Source organism: Nocardia otitidiscaviarum NBRC 14405 (genome assembly GCF_000308635.1).
Taxonomy (GTDB): domain Bacteria; phylum Actinomycetota; class Actinomycetes; order Mycobacteriales; family Mycobacteriaceae; genus Nocardia; species Nocardia otitidiscaviarum.
Window position 1 is genome coordinate 20,616 of the sequence record NZ_BAGD01000107.1, and the last position, 14,216, is coordinate 34,831.

Sequence of the window (14,216 nt, forward strand, 5' to 3'; positions counted from 1 at the left end):
GGATCAGCTCACGTAGGCGCGTTGCAGGATCGCCTCGGTATCGATGCCGGTCGGCAGGGTGCCGAACGCGACGCCCCAGTCACCGCCGAATCGGGTGGCGCAGAAGGCGTCCGCGACCGCGGCGTTGCCGTGCCGCACCAACTGCGCGCCCTGGAGCACCAGCGCCATCGACTCCACCACGCGGCGCGCCCGGTACTCGATATCGGCGAGATCGGTGAGTTCCTTGCCGATTCGGTCGATGGCCGCGTCCAGGTGCGGATTGGCCCCGCGCGCCCGTGACACCTCGTCGAAATACGCCTCGACCGTTTCGGGCTGACGTCCCATGGCGCGCAGGGCATCCAGGGCCGCCACATTGCCGGAGCCCTCCCAGATGGACATGAGCGGGGCCTCCCGGTACAGCCGCGGCATCCCGGAATCCTCCACGTAGCCATTGCCGCCCAGGCATTCCAGCGCTTCGGCGGCATGCGCGGGGGCACGCTTGCACACCCAGTACTTGGTGACGGCCAGGGAGATCCGGCGCAAGGCGGCCTCGGCGGGATCGGTCGCGGCGCGGTCGGTCGCACCCGCCAGCCGCATCATGACGGTGGTGGCGGCCTCGGATTCGACCACCAGGTCGGCCAGCACATTGCGCATGGCGGGCTGGTCGATCAGCTTCTTGCCGAAAGCGTCCCGGTGGCGGGCGTGGTGCACCGCGTGCACCACGCCGGCGCGCATGCCGGTGGCCGAGCCGATCACGCAGTCCAGGCGGGTCATATTGACCATTTCGATAATGGTCTTCACGCCCGCGCCCTCCGCGCCGACCAGCCAGCCGGTGGCGTTCTCGTACTCGATCTCCGAGGAGGCGTTGGACTTGTTGCCCAGTTTGTCCTTGAGCCGTTGCAGGCGAAGGGGATTGCGCGAACCGTCCGGCAGCACGCGCGGCAGCAGGAAGCAGGACAGACCGCCGGGGGCCTGCGCGAGGGTCAGGAACATGTCCGACATGGGCGCGGAGGTGAACCACTTGTGGCCGACGATGCGGTACGTGCCGTCGGATTGCGGTGTGGCCGTGGTGGTGTTGGCGCGGACGTCGGAGCCGCCCTGCTTCTCGGTCATGGACATGCCCGCGATGAGACCGGCCTTGCCGGACGGCTCCCGCAGGCCGTAGTCGTACACCCGTGACGCCAATAGGGGTTCGTACTTCGCGGCGAGTTCCGGATTGTGCCGCAGCGCCGGAATCACCGCGTAGGTCATGGAGATCGGGCACATATGGCCCGCGTCGGCCAGACCCCAGGTGTAGAACTTGGCGGCGCGCGCGACGTGCGCACCGGCGCGGTCGTCCTGCCAGGGCGTGCCGTGCAGGCCGTGTTCCACCGCCACCCGCATCAGATCGTGCCAGTGCGGATGGAATTCCACCTCGTCCACCCGGTGGCCGTAGCGGTCGTGGGTGCGCAGCACCGGCGGATAGTCGTTGGCCAGCCGTCCCCACTCCTGCGCCCGCGCGCCCCCGGCGAGCGCGCCGAGCGCGCGCACCTCGTCCTCGGCCCAGCCCGCGCCCTCGCGGTGCAGGCCCTCGAGCAGCGCGGGATTGCGAGAGTTGTCGAAGGGGACGATGTCCGGCACCTGGTTGAACACGTCGTGGGTGTGCATGGGTGACTCCTATGTCGAGGATGCCCGCACGCCGAGGGCGCGCAGTGCGAAGGCGACGAGATCGGGCAGCACCGTCTCGCGTGGCAGTTCCTGGGCCAGCGGACCGACCAGCACCTCGCCGATCGCGCCGACCAGTGCGGTGGCGCTGGTGCGTGGATCCTGCGGTGGCAGTTGGCCATTGGCGACGCCGTCGGCCACGGCGGTTTCGAAGGTGTCGGCGAAGGCCCGGCGGAAACGCAGGCGCTCGGTGTCGACGGCGGTGTCCACCGGTTCGGCCAGCAGTACGTAGGCGAGTTTGGGATTCTTCAGGGCGCGTCCGGCGAAGGTCTCCACGGCGGCGGTGACCCGCTCCACCACGCCGCCGTCGGCGCTGGCGTCGGCCACTGCGCTGACCTCGCGGGTGACGACCTCGCGGAAGACGGCGGTCACCAGTTCGGCCTTGCCGCTGAAGTTCTTGTAGACGGTGCCGGTGGCGACACCGGCCGCGGCGGCGACGGTGGCCATGGACAGTCCGGCGAATCCCTGTTCGGAGAGCACCTTCATGGCGGCCCGCACGATCGCCCCGGCCTGGGCGTCCAAGCGGGCCTGCACAGCGGGGGTTCTGCGATACGCCACGAAAGAAGTGAAGCACGGATTCATTTCTTCGCGCAAGGGTGTGTGCACGGCCGTGTGTACGGCGTATGGTCGGTCCCGTGAGCGTACGAGTCGAACGCAACGGCCCCGTGACCACCGTGATCCTGCACCGCCCCGAAGCCCGCAACGCCGTGGACGGACCCACGGCCGCGGCGCTGGCCGACGCCTTCCGGGAATTCGACGCCGACCCGACCGCCGCCGTGGCGGTGCTGTGGGGCGAGGGCGGCACCTTCTGCGCCGGGGCGGACCTGAAGGCGCTCGGCACCGAACGGTCCAATCGCGCGGCCGAGGACGGCGACGGACCCATGGGTCCGACCCGCATGCGGCTGTCCAAGCCCGTCATCGCCGCCGTCTCCGGCTACGCCGTGGCGGGCGGGCTCGAACTCGCGCTCTGGTGCGATCTGCGAATCGCCGAGCAGGACAGCACCTTCGGCGTGTTCTGCCGCCGCTGGGGCGTACCCCTCATCGACGGCGGCACGATTCGCCTGCCGCGCATCATCGGCACCGGCCGCGCCATGGACCTCATCCTCACCGGCCGGGCCGTCGGTGCGGCGGAGGCCCTGCAGATCGGCCTGGTCACCCAGGTCGTCCCGCCCGGCGAATCCCGCCGCGCCGCAGAGGAACTCGCCGCCCAGCTCGCCACCCTCCCGCAAACCTGCCTGCGCTCGGACCGCATGTCGGTGCTGGAACAGGACGGCCTCGACGAGACCGCCGCCCTCCGCAACGAGTTCCGCCACGGCATGACCGCCCTCGCCGACGGCGCGCTCGACGGAGCCCAGCGCTTCGCCGCGGGCGCGGGCCGCGGCGGCCGCCCGGCCTGACCGACCGCGCCGTGCACCGCCCCGGCCACCACCGACCGACGGCGCCCAGTCCAGGCAAACCGACGCGGACGCGCCGGGCGAGTGCGTGACCGCGAGGCGATCCGACACCCTCCGAAGAAGCCATGCACGGCGAACACACCAGCACCACACCCCGGGCGCACGCCGATCCGCTGCGACGGCCCCGCCGACCGATGCGACTACCGAACGAACCAGCGCGCGAACCAGCCAACCACCGCACCAACGGGTGCGGCCACCGTGAACCGACGCGCGAACCCACGTGGTCGCCGCGCCAATCGGTGCGGAGATCACACCGACAGGCACCGTCGGGCTAGTCGGACACGCCGACGTCATGTGGGCCGGTGCGATCGGGGTTCGGCGGCACCGATCGGCGCGGCCGGAATCGAAGCTCGCCGGTTGTCGGTACCGGTCGGTACGCTGCCTGCGATGAACCGGCTGACCGTGGTGGACGAGATGTTCCTGCGGGCGCATCGGGGTATGGGTACGCCGATCGCGCTGCAGGGGATTTGGCGTACCGCCGACCGGGTGGGGTCGGAGTTGCTGCGGGATGTGCACGAGGCGTTGCGGACGGGGCCGCTGGGGCGGCGGGTGGTGCGGTCGCGGATTCCGGGGGCGCGGCCGCGCTGGCAGGTGACCGGTTGGGCGCATCCGCTGGTGCTGGCCGGGGAGCCGCTGGCCGCGCACACCCTGCTGGAGTGGGCCGACGGTCAGGGCGCGGACCTCGATCCGGAATTCGGTCCGGGCTGGCGGCTCTCGGCCGCACCGCTCGACGACGGCGGATCCGTTGTCGCCCTGACGTGTTCACACGCCCTGGCCGACGGCCGCGCCCTCACCCTGGCCGTGGACAACGCGCTGGCGGGCACACCGCTGGCGACACCCGCGGCACCCCACTCGGATTGGGCGGACGCCCGCCGTCAATGGTCCGTCGTGCTGGGCGGCACCGCCCGCGCACTGCGCCGCGGCATCCCCCGCCGACCACCGTCTCCCCCGGCGCGAGAAACACCGTCCGACCACCCGGACGCCGCGCCGCGCAGCGCCGTACTCCAGATCCCGGCCCGCGACTGGAACCGCGTTGCCGTCGCCCACGGCGGCACCGCCAACAGTCTCTTCGTGCACGCGGTGGCGAATATGCTGTGGTCCACGGGCTTTCCCGAGCCCGAGATCGCCGTCAGCCTCCCGGTGGACACCCGCGACGAACCCCGGGTGGACAACGACCTCGCCATGACCGAGATCGCCGTGCGCCGCACCGACACTCCGGCCACCATCCGCCACCGCGCCCGCGCCGCCTACGAACACCGCATGACCAGCCCGGGCGGTATGCCCGAGGAACTGCTCCAGGTGCTCCCGGACCGCTGGGCGCACGCGCTGGCCCGCGGCGCGGGCGAGCGAGACATCCTGTGCTCCAATATCGGAACCCTCCCGGACTCGCTGCTCACCCTCGGCCCACACCAGTGCACCGGCGTGGCGGCCCGCGCCATCCACCCGGGCCTGCGCGCCGACGCCTTCCCACGCACCCGCCTCTCCGCCTACTTCACCCGCATCGCCGACACCTACACCCTCGGACTGGTCGGCCTCGACCCCCAACGCATCCCCACCGCCGCGGACCTACGCGACCTCGCCGGCACCACTCTCGGCCGACTCGGCCTCACCGCCACACCCTGGTAACACCCGACCGAACCCACTGCGTCCCAGCCCGATTCACCCTGAGCCCCTGTGTCACGGACCGGTCCGCCCCGAACTCGCGCAGCTCGGTCGCATTGGGCTTCGGCTGATCACCTCGGCTCCGCACCGCGGCACCTGCCAGCTCTATGACCTCGCCCGCACCACCGCGCGCGGCTCAGCCTCGCCACCACGTCCTTGGCCGCGCGACCGAGCCGACCGGGCCGCACCCGGTGCACCGGGCCGATTGCGCCGCAACGCGTTCCAGCGCCCCGGCACGGGTGCGGCGACCCCACGGGGCCGCGCGCCGTGACCTCAGCCCACCTCGTTGATGTAGAGCGAGTACAGGTACTCACCGAACTGCGCGACCGTCCGGATATCGGGCGGGGCGGTGAGGTAGTAGCGCCGCTCGTACTCCGCGACATCGGCCGCGGTGAGCGGCCGGGTACCCAGATCGAGGGTGAGGTCGTAGGCGGCGCGCAGGGCCTCCAGGCTGAACGGCTCCTTTCCGGAGCCGATTCGGGCCGCGGCCAGTGCGGCGGCGGACTCGGCCTCCCGCCGCGCTATGAAATCCAGCAGGCGCGTCGGCCCGCCCTCGGCGTCATCGCTATCGGGATCCATGGGGACCTCCCGGCACTAGATCGAATCACCTTCAGTGTGACCGTGATTCGATCTTTCGGCTACCCCGCCACCGGCGACCCCGCGATCCGGGCCAGCACATGGTCGGGTACCGGCACTCCCGGCTCCAGGTCGTCGGCCGGTACGGGGGCGTCCCACAGCTGCCGCAGCGGCAGCACCCCGGCCCACACCCCGCCGACGGCGACGTCCTCCGGTTCGTCGATCGGCCCGCCCTCACGCACCTTCACCGACGCCTCGGTGAGGTCGAGCGCCAGCACCAGCGTGCCCGCGAGCTCCTTCTTGGTCGGCTGCCGCACCGCGGGCCAGGCGCCGGGCGTGACATTGTCGACGACGATCCGCATGGCCCGCAGCTGCTCATCCGGATCGGTGACCGTGGTCGGCCGACCGTGGATCACGGCCGATCGGAAGTTGATGGACAGGTGCATCGCGGCACGCGCGTACACGATGCCGTCCACATGGGTGACCGATACCGACACCCCACCGGTGCTCGCGGCGCGCAGATTGCCCGATCCGGTGGAGCCGTGCAGGTAGAGCGTGTCCCCGTCGCGCCCGTAGATGGTGGGCACCACCAGCGGCGCGCCGTCGATCACCACGCCGAGATGGCAGAGGAACCCGGCGTCCAGCACGGCGTCCAGGACCGCTCGATCGCTCCGAGCACGGTGCCGGTAGCGCGTCGGAGTGCTGCGCGGCGTGGGCGACAAGGGGGTCCGATTCGACGCTGTCTGACTCATATGACCAGCATGGCCGCGCCAATGGACCAGTAGAATATCCATTTCTGGATGATTTCGACAGACCACTTTCGAGGCGGATTCTTGATGGCGACCACACCCGACGGCGCGGCACACCGCCCGACCGCCGCCGACGACCTCCCGATCACGCTCGACCGCGCGGCATCGACGCCGCTGTCGGCACAGATCGCGGACCGACTGCGCGACGCCGCCGCCACCGGGGTCCTGCACCGCGGCGACCGCCTACCCTCCTCACGGGCACTGGCGCTGCGCCTCGGCGTGAGCCGCACCGTGGTCACCGCCGCCTACGACCAACTGCACGCCGAAGGCTGGCTCGGCGGGCGACACGGATCCGGCACCTACCTGACCGCCGCCCCACGGCTGGCCCCGGAGTGGTCACCGGCCGCCTCCGATGCGGACGAGGCGACGGATCTGGCCGATCTGGCCCCCGGCGCACCGTGCGTGGAGGCCATCGACCGCGCGGCGTGGCGACGGGCCTGGCGGGCGGCCGCCGCCCCGATGCCCCTGGTCCGCCGCAACCGCGCCGGTGACCCCGGCTACCGCGCGGCGGTGGCCGAACACCTGCTGCGGCATCGGGGATTGGGCGCGTCCGGCGGCAGTGCGGTACTGGCCACGTCGGGCACCAGCGCCGCGGTGAGCGAACTGGCGGCCGCGGTGCTGCCCCCGGGCGCGGCGGTGGCCATCGAAGACCCGGGTTACCGCCGGGCCGCGGGCGCGTTCCGGGCGGCCGGAATCGAGTTGGTGCCGATTCCGGTCGATGACCACGGCCTGCGGGTGGACCTGCTGCCGGACGGCGTGAGCGCCATGTATTGCACTCCCGCGCACCAGTTTCCGCTGGGCGCACGGATGCCCGCCGAGCGGCGGGTGCGGCTCGTCGAATTCGCCCGCCGCACCGGCGCTCTGATCATCGAGGACGACTACGACGGCGAATTGCGTTACGACACCGCGCCCTTGCCGCTGCTGGCCACCCTCGCCCCCGATGTGGTGGTGCATCTCGGCACCACCAGCAAGATCCTCACCCCCGCGCTGGGCATCGGCTGGCTCGTCGCCGCGCCCGCCGTCGCCGACGCGGTGCTCGCCCATCGCGAACACACCGGCACCGGTCCGGCCGCGGCCGGGCAGCTGGTGCTGGCCGAACTGGCCGCACACGGCGATCTCGCCCGGCATCTGCGCCGACTCCGCCGCGAAATGCAGACGCGGCGCGCCATGGTGGTGGCGGAACTGCGCCGACACGGGCTCGGGGTGATCGGCGACGCCGCCGGATCACACGTGGTGGTGCCGTTGGCCTCGGCCACCGCCGAGGCGGCCGCGGTGGCGGCGGCGGAGCGGCGCGGCGTGCACCTCGGCCGCCTCGACACCCATTACGTCGGGCCGCGACGGCTGTTCGGCGTGGCGCTCGGTTACGCCGCCCTGCCGCGCGCGGACCTGGCGGCGGCGCTGCGGACCGCCGGGGAGTGCCTGGCCGCGCCGTAGCATGGACGCGTGACCCGGCCCGGGTCGCGCTGCAACCGTCGCGGAGTGGAGGCTTCATGACCGATCAGGACATTCTCGCGCGTATCAAGACACTGGTGGATCGCGAGCACGAGCTGCGGTCCAAGACCACCGGCGGTGAGCTGGACCCGGAGAGCGAGCGCGCCCAACTGGCCGAGCTCGAGGTGCAGCTGGACCAGTGCTGGGATCTGCTGCGGCAGCGCCGGGCCCGGCTCGATCAGGGGCGCGATCCCGATTCGGCCCAGCCGAATTCCGCCCAGCAGGTGGAAGGCTATCTCCAGTAGGTTTTTTCGGCCCCCGATCGGGGGCCGATTTTTTTGGGATTTGACTTATCCGAATTCGTGCGACACCATTGTCGACGTTCATGCACCTCGATAGGTGAGGCTCCTACGCGAACACAGGCCACTGATCTGACGACGTCGAGAGACGCCCAAGGTTAGGACAGGTCTTCCCGGATTAAGGGATGTACCCGAAGTGGCTTCCCGGCTCGATGCCGAGACACGTCGCGTAGTGCCGAAACTCTGACGAGAGGGGTGCTCACCAGGGAAACGTCCCTGGCCCGCTCCCTGCTGTGCTTTCGATTCGGCGTCCCCGCACGCCTCGGCCGCAAGGAGGTGAGATCCGCAGGATGACACCCGGTGGAAGTCCGTATCCGTCTCGATCACTCTGCATTGTCTCGCCCGGTCGCGGCATTCCTTCGAACTGACCGTTCGGCGAATTCAGCGCATTCTCAGGCAATTGTCATGTCCTCGACAATTGTCCATCCCAGTGTGCGCGAATTCGGTTGTAAAGAGTTCGAAGCGATGAATCGCGGCCCTGTCACCGAGGAGTTCGCCATGACCTTCATCGCACGTCGTACCCCATCCCCCCTGACCACCGCCCTGCTCGGCGGCTGCCGCCGCGGCGCGCACCGCCTGTGGGCACGCCGGAATCTCACCCCGCAGGAACGGGCCAACCTGCTGGCGGGCTACACGCCACCGGCAGTGGTCAGCGCCTCGCTGGGCTGCCACCCGAAGCGGTAGGCGGCCACGCACCGACACCCCACAGTCCCGATGCGGCTACCGCGCGAGGAGTACCTCATGACCATGTCCACTCCGCTATCCCTCCAGCGGCCGGAACCACCCACCCACCGTCCGTCCCGCCGGGAACGCCGAGCCGCCGAGCTGGAGGACCGCACCCGCGCGGTCGGCGCGAAGCTGGTCGGCATCAGTGCCCGACCCGCGAAACAGGTGCTGCACGACCTGGATTCGGTGCGTGCGGGCCTCGACCACGCCGACGCCGATCAGCGGCTGGCGCAGTACGGCCCGAACAAGATCGCCCACGAATACGTTCCGCACTGGCTGGTGCAGCTGGTGCGGGCGTTCGGGAATCCGTTCATCCTGGTGCTGGCGGGCCTGGCCGTCGTGCTCTACCTGACCGGCGATGCCGAGGGCGTCATCACCATCGGCATCATGATCACGATCAGCACGCTGATCCGGTTCTGGCAGGAGTTCCGTTCCAACCGCGCCGCCGAAGCGCTGACCCGGCTGGTCACCACCACAGCGGCGGTGGTGCGGCGCGACGCGGGCGCACCGCGCGGCCGTGCCCGGGAGATCCCCATGGCCGAGGTGGTGCCCGGCGATATCGTGCACCTGGCCGCCGGTGACCTGGTGCCCGCCGATATGCGGCTCATCGCCGCCAAGGACCTCATGGTCGCCCAGGCCGCCCTCACCGGTGAATCGCTGCCGGTGGAGAAGGCCGACACCACCACCGGCGACACCCGGCGGCACACCCGCCCCGACCCCGCCGAGGCCGACAACCTGGTGCTGATGGGCACCTCCGTCACCTCCGGCACCGGTACCGGGGTGGTGGTCGCGACCGGTTCGGACACCTACTTCGGCTCCATGGCCGACATCATGGTCGGCGCGCATCCGGAGACCGCGTTCGACACCGGGGTGAAGCGGGTCGCCTATCTGCTCATCCGGTTCATGCTGGTCATGGTGCCCGTGGTGTTCGTCGTCAACGGCTGGAATCAGGGCGATTGGACCTCGGCGTTCCTGTTCGCGGTGGCCGTGGCGGTGGGCCTCACACCGGAGATGCTGCCGGTGGTGGTGACCGCCAATCTGGCCAAGGGCGCGGTCGCCATGAGCAAGCGCAAGGTCGTGGTCAAGCGGCTGAGCGCGATTCAGAATCTGGGCGGCATGGATGTGCTGTGCACCGACAAGACCGGCACCCTCACCGAGGACCGGGTCGTACTGGACCGATACCTGGACATGCACGGGCGGCCGAGCGACGAGGTGCTGCGGTTGGCGTATCTGAACAGCCACTTCCAGACCGGATTGCGCAATCTGCTGGACCGCGCCGTCATCGACCGAATGGACGAGGCCGAGGAGGTCGTCGTCGACAGCCGCTATCGGCTCGCGGACGAGATCCCCTTCGATTTCGTGCGCCGCCGGATGTCCGTGGTGCTCAGCGACCGATTGGGCGGCCCCGCGGAGAACCAGCTCGTCTGCAAGGGGGCGGTGGAGGAGGTCGTCGCGCTGTGCCGGTTCGCACGCGACGGCGACCGCGAGATCGCCATGTCCCCCGAACTGCGCGAACGTGTGATCGACGTGGCCGAGCGGACCAATCGCGAGGGCCTGCGGGTGGTGGCCGTCGCCACCCGGGCGGTGCCGATTCGCGACCGCTACACGGCGACCGACGAGACCGAATTGACGCTGGTCGGCTTCCTCGCCTTCCTCGATCCGCCCAAGCAGGACGCGGCCGCGGCGCTGAAAGCCCTGGCGGACAACGGCGTCGAGGTGAAGGTGATCACCGGCGACAGCGAACTGGTGGCGGCGCGGGTGTGCGCGGGCGTCGGCCTCGCGGTGGGCGAACCGGTCACCGGTACCCGGCTCGAGCTGACCGATGACGCGGATCTGCCCGAATTGGTGGAACGCACCACGCTGTTCGCCAAGATCGACCCGGCGCAGAAGGCGCGCATCGTACGCACCCTGCACGCGCGCGGCCACACCGTCGGCTTCCTCGGCGACGGCATCAACGACGCGGCGGCGCTGCGTGAGGCCGATGTGGGCATCTCGGTGGACACCGCGGTCGATATCGCCAGGGAATCCGCGGACATCATCCTGCTGGAGAAGGACCTCATGGTGCTCGAACGCGGCGTCATCGAGGGCCGCCGCACCTTCGGCAACACCATGAAGTACATCAAGATGACCGCGTCGTCGAATTTCGGCAATGTGTTCTCGGTGCTGGTGGCCTCGGCGTTCCTGCCCTTCCAGCCCATGCTGGCGGTGCACCTGCTGGTGCAGAACCTGCTCTACGACATCTCACAGCTCAGCATTCCGTGGGATCGCATGGACGAGGAGTATCTGCGCAAGCCGCAGCAGTGGAACGCCCGGGATCTCGGCCGGTTCATGCTGTGCATCGGCCCGACCAGCTCGATCTTCGATATGAGCACCTTCGCGCTGATGTGGTTCGTGTTCCAGGCCAACAGTCCCGAACACCAGACGCTGTTCCAATCCGGCTGGTTCATCGAGGGGCTGCTCTCCCAGACCCTCATCGTGCATTTGATCCGCACCCGGAAGCTCCCGTTCCTCCAGTCGCGGGCGGCCCTGCCGGTGCTGCTGACCACGGGCACGATCATGGCCGTCGGCATCTGGCTGCCCTTCTCGCCGCTGGCGGACGTCCTCCGGATGCAGGCCCTGCCGCTGGCGTATTTCCCCTGGCTGGTGCTGACGCTGCTGAGTTACTGCCTGGTGGCGCAGCTGGCGAAGACGCTGTACATCCGGAAGTTCGGCCGTTGGCTGTGATCGGTTCGATCCGGCCACGTATTGGCAACAAGTCAGTAGGGTCTAGCGGGCGGGTGGGTCGCGCCTATACCGTTTTCCAATGGTGGCAACGATCGATATCACTACTGCCGACGGCGTCGTCCGCGGTTCCCGGGGCCGCCGCGTGGCGCGCTGGCGGTCCGTCCCCTATGCGGCGCCGCCCGTGGGAGAGCTGCGATTCCGGGCGCCGCAGCCGGTGCGGTCCTGGGCCGGGGTGCGCGACGCCCGGGAATTCGGCCTCGCCGCGATGCAGCATCGCAGCGGCGCTCGCATCGGGCCGCGACAGCAGCAGCCGACCGGCGAGGACTGTCTGACACTCAATATCACCGCGCCCGTTGGGCATTCGGCGACGCCGCGCCCGGTCATGGTGTTCATCCACGGCGGCGGATACATGATCGGCACCTCGGCGCTGGGACTGTATTCCGGGGCGCGGCTGGCCGTGCGCGGTGATGTGATCGTGGTGTCGCTGAACTACCGGCTGGGCGGATTCGGCTATGTGGACTTCAGCGAATATTCCACGCCCGAGCGGCGATTCGATTCGAATCTGGGGCTGCGCGACCAGGTGGCGGCGCTGGAGTGGGTGCGGCGCAATATCGCGGCCTTCGGCGGCGATCCGGACAATGTCACGATCTTCGGCGAATCCGCCGGGGCGCACGCGGTATTGAGCCTGTTCGCGACCCCGGCGGCGGAAGGTCTGTTCCACCGGGGTATCTCGCAGAGCCCGCCCGCGGCGTGGGCGGCCAGCCCGGACGACGCCAAACTCTTCGCCCGCCGCTGCGTGGAGGGTCTCGGGGCCAGCCCGGAGGAGGCATCGCGTGCGCTGATCTCGGCCGGTGCCAATGACATTCGCCGCGCGGTGGACCGGGCCGTCGCCAGGGTGCTGCGGGAGCAGCCGGGACTGTTTCCGGCCGTGCCCATGGTGGACGGCGACTTCCTGCCGCGCTCCCCGCTGGACGCGCTCACCGAGGGCAGCGCGCACCGGCTGCCGCTCATCATCGGCAGCAATCGCGATGAGGGGACGCTGTTCGCGCGGCTGTCCGATACGCTGCCGACCACGCCGGAACGCATTCGCAAGGTGCTCGCGCATTCCGGCGCCGAGGCCGCGGCCCAGGTGGTCGCCGCCTATCCGGGCTTCCCGGACCCGAAGGTCGCGGTGCGCATGGGTGGGGATTTCGTGCTGTGGCGGTCCACGGTGACGGCCATGGAGGGACACAGCCGCTACGCGCCCACCTACGGCTACCGCTTCGATTTCGCCCCGCGCGCACTGCATCTCGCCGGATTCGGAGCCACCCACGCCTTCGACCTGATCCCGGTGTTCGGGGCCAGCGACACCCCGTTCGGACGCGCGCTCACGGTGGCTGGCGGCCAGCGCGGCATGCGCTCGGTGACCCGGCAGTTCCAGGACAACTGGCTGTCCTTCGCCCGTGACGGCGCACCCCTGCCGTCCTGGCCGCAGTACACCGAGGACCGGCGCACGACCATGATCATCGACTACCCGCCGCGACTGGAGGACGATCCCGACCGCGCCAAACGCCTCGCCTGGCAGGGAATTACGGTACCGACCCTGATCTGAACCGACCTCAGTGTGCGAGACCGCTCGACCGTGGGCACCTTCGACCGGGCCCGCAACCGCGACCGCCGCCTGTGCTCGGCCACCAAATCCAACGGCAAGCCGTCATGGGTGCCGAGCCGACCCGGCTGAGCCCAGCCCACGCGAGGTCGCGGATGGCCGCGCCGAGAGCGATGGCGGCGGCGAGCACCGACCGGCGCATACGGCCAGCCGCAGCGGTGCGCCAGCGGCGCATTCGCGGCGGACACACCTCCCCACGACGGTCGGCAGCAGGCCCACCGGCGGGTGCGCGCCCGACACGCCACCGTGGCCCGCAGGGTCGCCGCCCTACTTCAGCAGGCGCGACATGCGGCGGTCGGCGAGGATCTTGCCGCCGGTCTGGCAGGTGGGGCAGTACTGGAAGGACTTGTCCGCGAAGGACACCTCGCGGACGGTGTCGCCGCAGACCGGGCACGGCATGCCGGTGCGGCCGTGCACCCGCATGCCGGAACGCTTCTCGCCCTTGAGCCGCGCGGCGTCCTGACCCACGGACCGCTCGACCGCGTCGCGCAGTTCCGCGCGCATGGCCGCATAGAGCCGGGACAGCTGCTCCGCGTCCAGAGTTCCGGCATTCGCGAACGGCGACAGCCGCGCGGTGTGCAGGATCTCGTCGGAGTACGCATTGCCGATACCGGCGATGACGGTCTGATCGGTGAGCGCGTTCTTCACCCGCTGCGAGGTGCCGTGCAGCAGTTCGGCGAATTCGGGCTCGCTCACCGCCAGCGCGTCCGGACCGAGGCGGGCGATACTGGGCACCGCGAGCGGATCGGCGGTCAGCCAGACCGCGAGCCGCTTCTTGGTGCCCGCCTCGGTGAGGTCGAAGGCCGGGGTCGCGCCCTCCGGGGTGAACAGGTGCACGCGCAGGGCGAGCGGCCCCTTCCCCGGTTTGGGCGGGGCGGCGCCGGGCTCGTCGAGCCAGCGCAGCCAGCCCGCCCGCGACAGGTGCGTGATCAGCCACAGCCCGTCACAGTCGATGCCGAGATGCTTACCCCAGTGCCCCACCCCCGTCACATCACGCCCGGACAGCGCGGTCACCGGCGGATCGAAGGTTTTGAGCACGCTCAGCGCCGCCACATCGACCCGACCCACGACCGCGCCCACCGCATGCTCGGCGAGGAATTGCTCCAGCGCCACGATTTCGGGTAACTCGGGCACACCCGCAGCC

General features: G+C 70.3%; 12 protein-coding genes and 1 riboswitch. Of the genes, 7 read left to right on the top strand and 5 right to left on the bottom strand.

The features are described 5' to 3' along the window. Window positions 1-3: 3 nt before the first annotated feature. Both ON31_RS25345 and ON31_RS25350 read right to left on the bottom strand, forming a co-directional pair. A complete protein-coding gene (locus ON31_RS25345; RefSeq protein ID WP_039817268.1) occupies window positions 4-1,626 on the bottom strand; it encodes an acyl-CoA dehydrogenase family protein in 1,623 nt (540 codons plus the stop codon). Window positions 1,627-1,635: 9 nt separating this feature from the next. Further along, entirely contained in the window at window positions 1,636-2,241 is a 606-nt protein-coding gene (locus ON31_RS25350) for a TetR/AcrR family transcriptional regulator (RefSeq protein WP_029931129.1), read from the bottom strand. A 65-nt stretch (window positions 2,242-2,306) separates the two neighbouring features. Here ON31_RS25350 and ON31_RS25355 point away from each other — a divergent pair, with 65 nt between their 5' ends. Together ON31_RS25355 and ON31_RS25360 are read left to right on the top strand one after the other, a co-directional pair. Then, window positions 2,307-3,080, top strand: coding sequence for a crotonase/enoyl-CoA hydratase family protein (locus tag ON31_RS25355; RefSeq protein WP_039817269.1), 774 nt, complete (start codon window positions 2,307-2,309; stop codon window positions 3,078-3,080). 444 nt (window positions 3,081-3,524) lie between these two features. Continuing rightward, window positions 3,525-4,763 carry a hypothetical protein gene (locus tag ON31_RS25360; RefSeq protein WP_039817296.1) on the top strand — a complete coding sequence of 413 codons (1,239 nt, stop codon included), beginning with the start codon at window positions 3,525-3,527 and terminating at the stop codon, window positions 4,761-4,763. Between the two features lie 309 nt (window positions 4,764-5,072). Here the strand turns inward: ON31_RS25360 and ON31_RS25365 are convergent, their stop codons facing one another. Together ON31_RS25365 and ON31_RS25370 are read right to left on the bottom strand one after the other, a co-directional pair. Then, a complete protein-coding gene (locus ON31_RS25365; RefSeq protein ID WP_039817270.1) occupies window positions 5,073-5,378 on the bottom strand; it encodes a hypothetical protein in 306 nt (101 codons plus the stop codon). A 59-nt stretch (window positions 5,379-5,437) separates the two neighbouring features. Further along, a complete protein-coding gene (locus ON31_RS25370) occupies window positions 5,438-6,127 on the bottom strand; it encodes a pyridoxamine 5'-phosphate oxidase family protein (RefSeq protein ID WP_081592729.1) in 690 nt (229 codons plus the stop codon). 84 nt (window positions 6,128-6,211) lie between these two features. On the opposite strand from ON31_RS25370, the gene pdxR reads away from it, so the two are divergent. The 5 genes from pdxR (at window position 6,212) to ON31_RS25395 (ending at window position 13,015) form a co-directional block, all read left to right on the top strand. Next, a complete protein-coding gene (gene pdxR / locus ON31_RS25375; protein WP_051037735.1) occupies window positions 6,212-7,618 on the top strand; it encodes a MocR-like pyridoxine biosynthesis transcription factor PdxR in 1,407 nt (468 codons plus the stop codon). Window positions 7,619-7,674: 56 nt separating this feature from the next. Beyond that, window positions 7,675-7,920, top strand: coding sequence for a DUF2630 family protein (locus ON31_RS25380; protein ID WP_029931123.1), 246 nt, complete (start codon window positions 7,675-7,677; stop codon window positions 7,918-7,920). A 79-nt stretch (window positions 7,921-7,999) separates the two neighbouring features. Continuing rightward, window positions 8,000-8,176, top strand: a riboswitch (M-box (ykoK) riboswitch). Window positions 8,177-8,472: 296 nt separating this feature from the next. Continuing rightward, on the top strand, window positions 8,473-8,658 hold the full coding sequence (locus ON31_RS25385) for a hypothetical protein (RefSeq protein ID WP_147287001.1): 186 nt from the start codon (window positions 8,473-8,475) through the stop codon (window positions 8,656-8,658). A 57-nt stretch (window positions 8,659-8,715) separates the two neighbouring features. Next, the gene (gene mgtA / locus ON31_RS25390; protein ID WP_255222253.1) at window positions 8,716-11,424 is read left to right on the top strand and encodes a magnesium-translocating P-type ATPase; all 2,709 of its coding nucleotides are present in this window, start codon (window positions 8,716-8,718) and stop codon (window positions 11,422-11,424) included. 79 nt (window positions 11,425-11,503) lie between these two features. Then, the gene (locus tag ON31_RS25395) at window positions 11,504-13,015 is read left to right on the top strand and encodes a carboxylesterase/lipase family protein (RefSeq protein ID WP_039817272.1); all 1,512 of its coding nucleotides are present in this window, start codon (window positions 11,504-11,506) and stop codon (window positions 13,013-13,015) included. A 324-nt stretch (window positions 13,016-13,339) separates the two neighbouring features. On the opposite strand, the gene ON31_RS25400 is transcribed toward ON31_RS25395, so the two are convergent. Then, window positions 13,340-14,206, bottom strand: coding sequence for an Fpg/Nei family DNA glycosylase (locus tag ON31_RS25400; RefSeq protein ID WP_029931120.1), 867 nt, complete (start codon window positions 14,204-14,206; stop codon window positions 13,340-13,342). Window positions 14,207-14,216 lie beyond the last annotated feature (10 nt).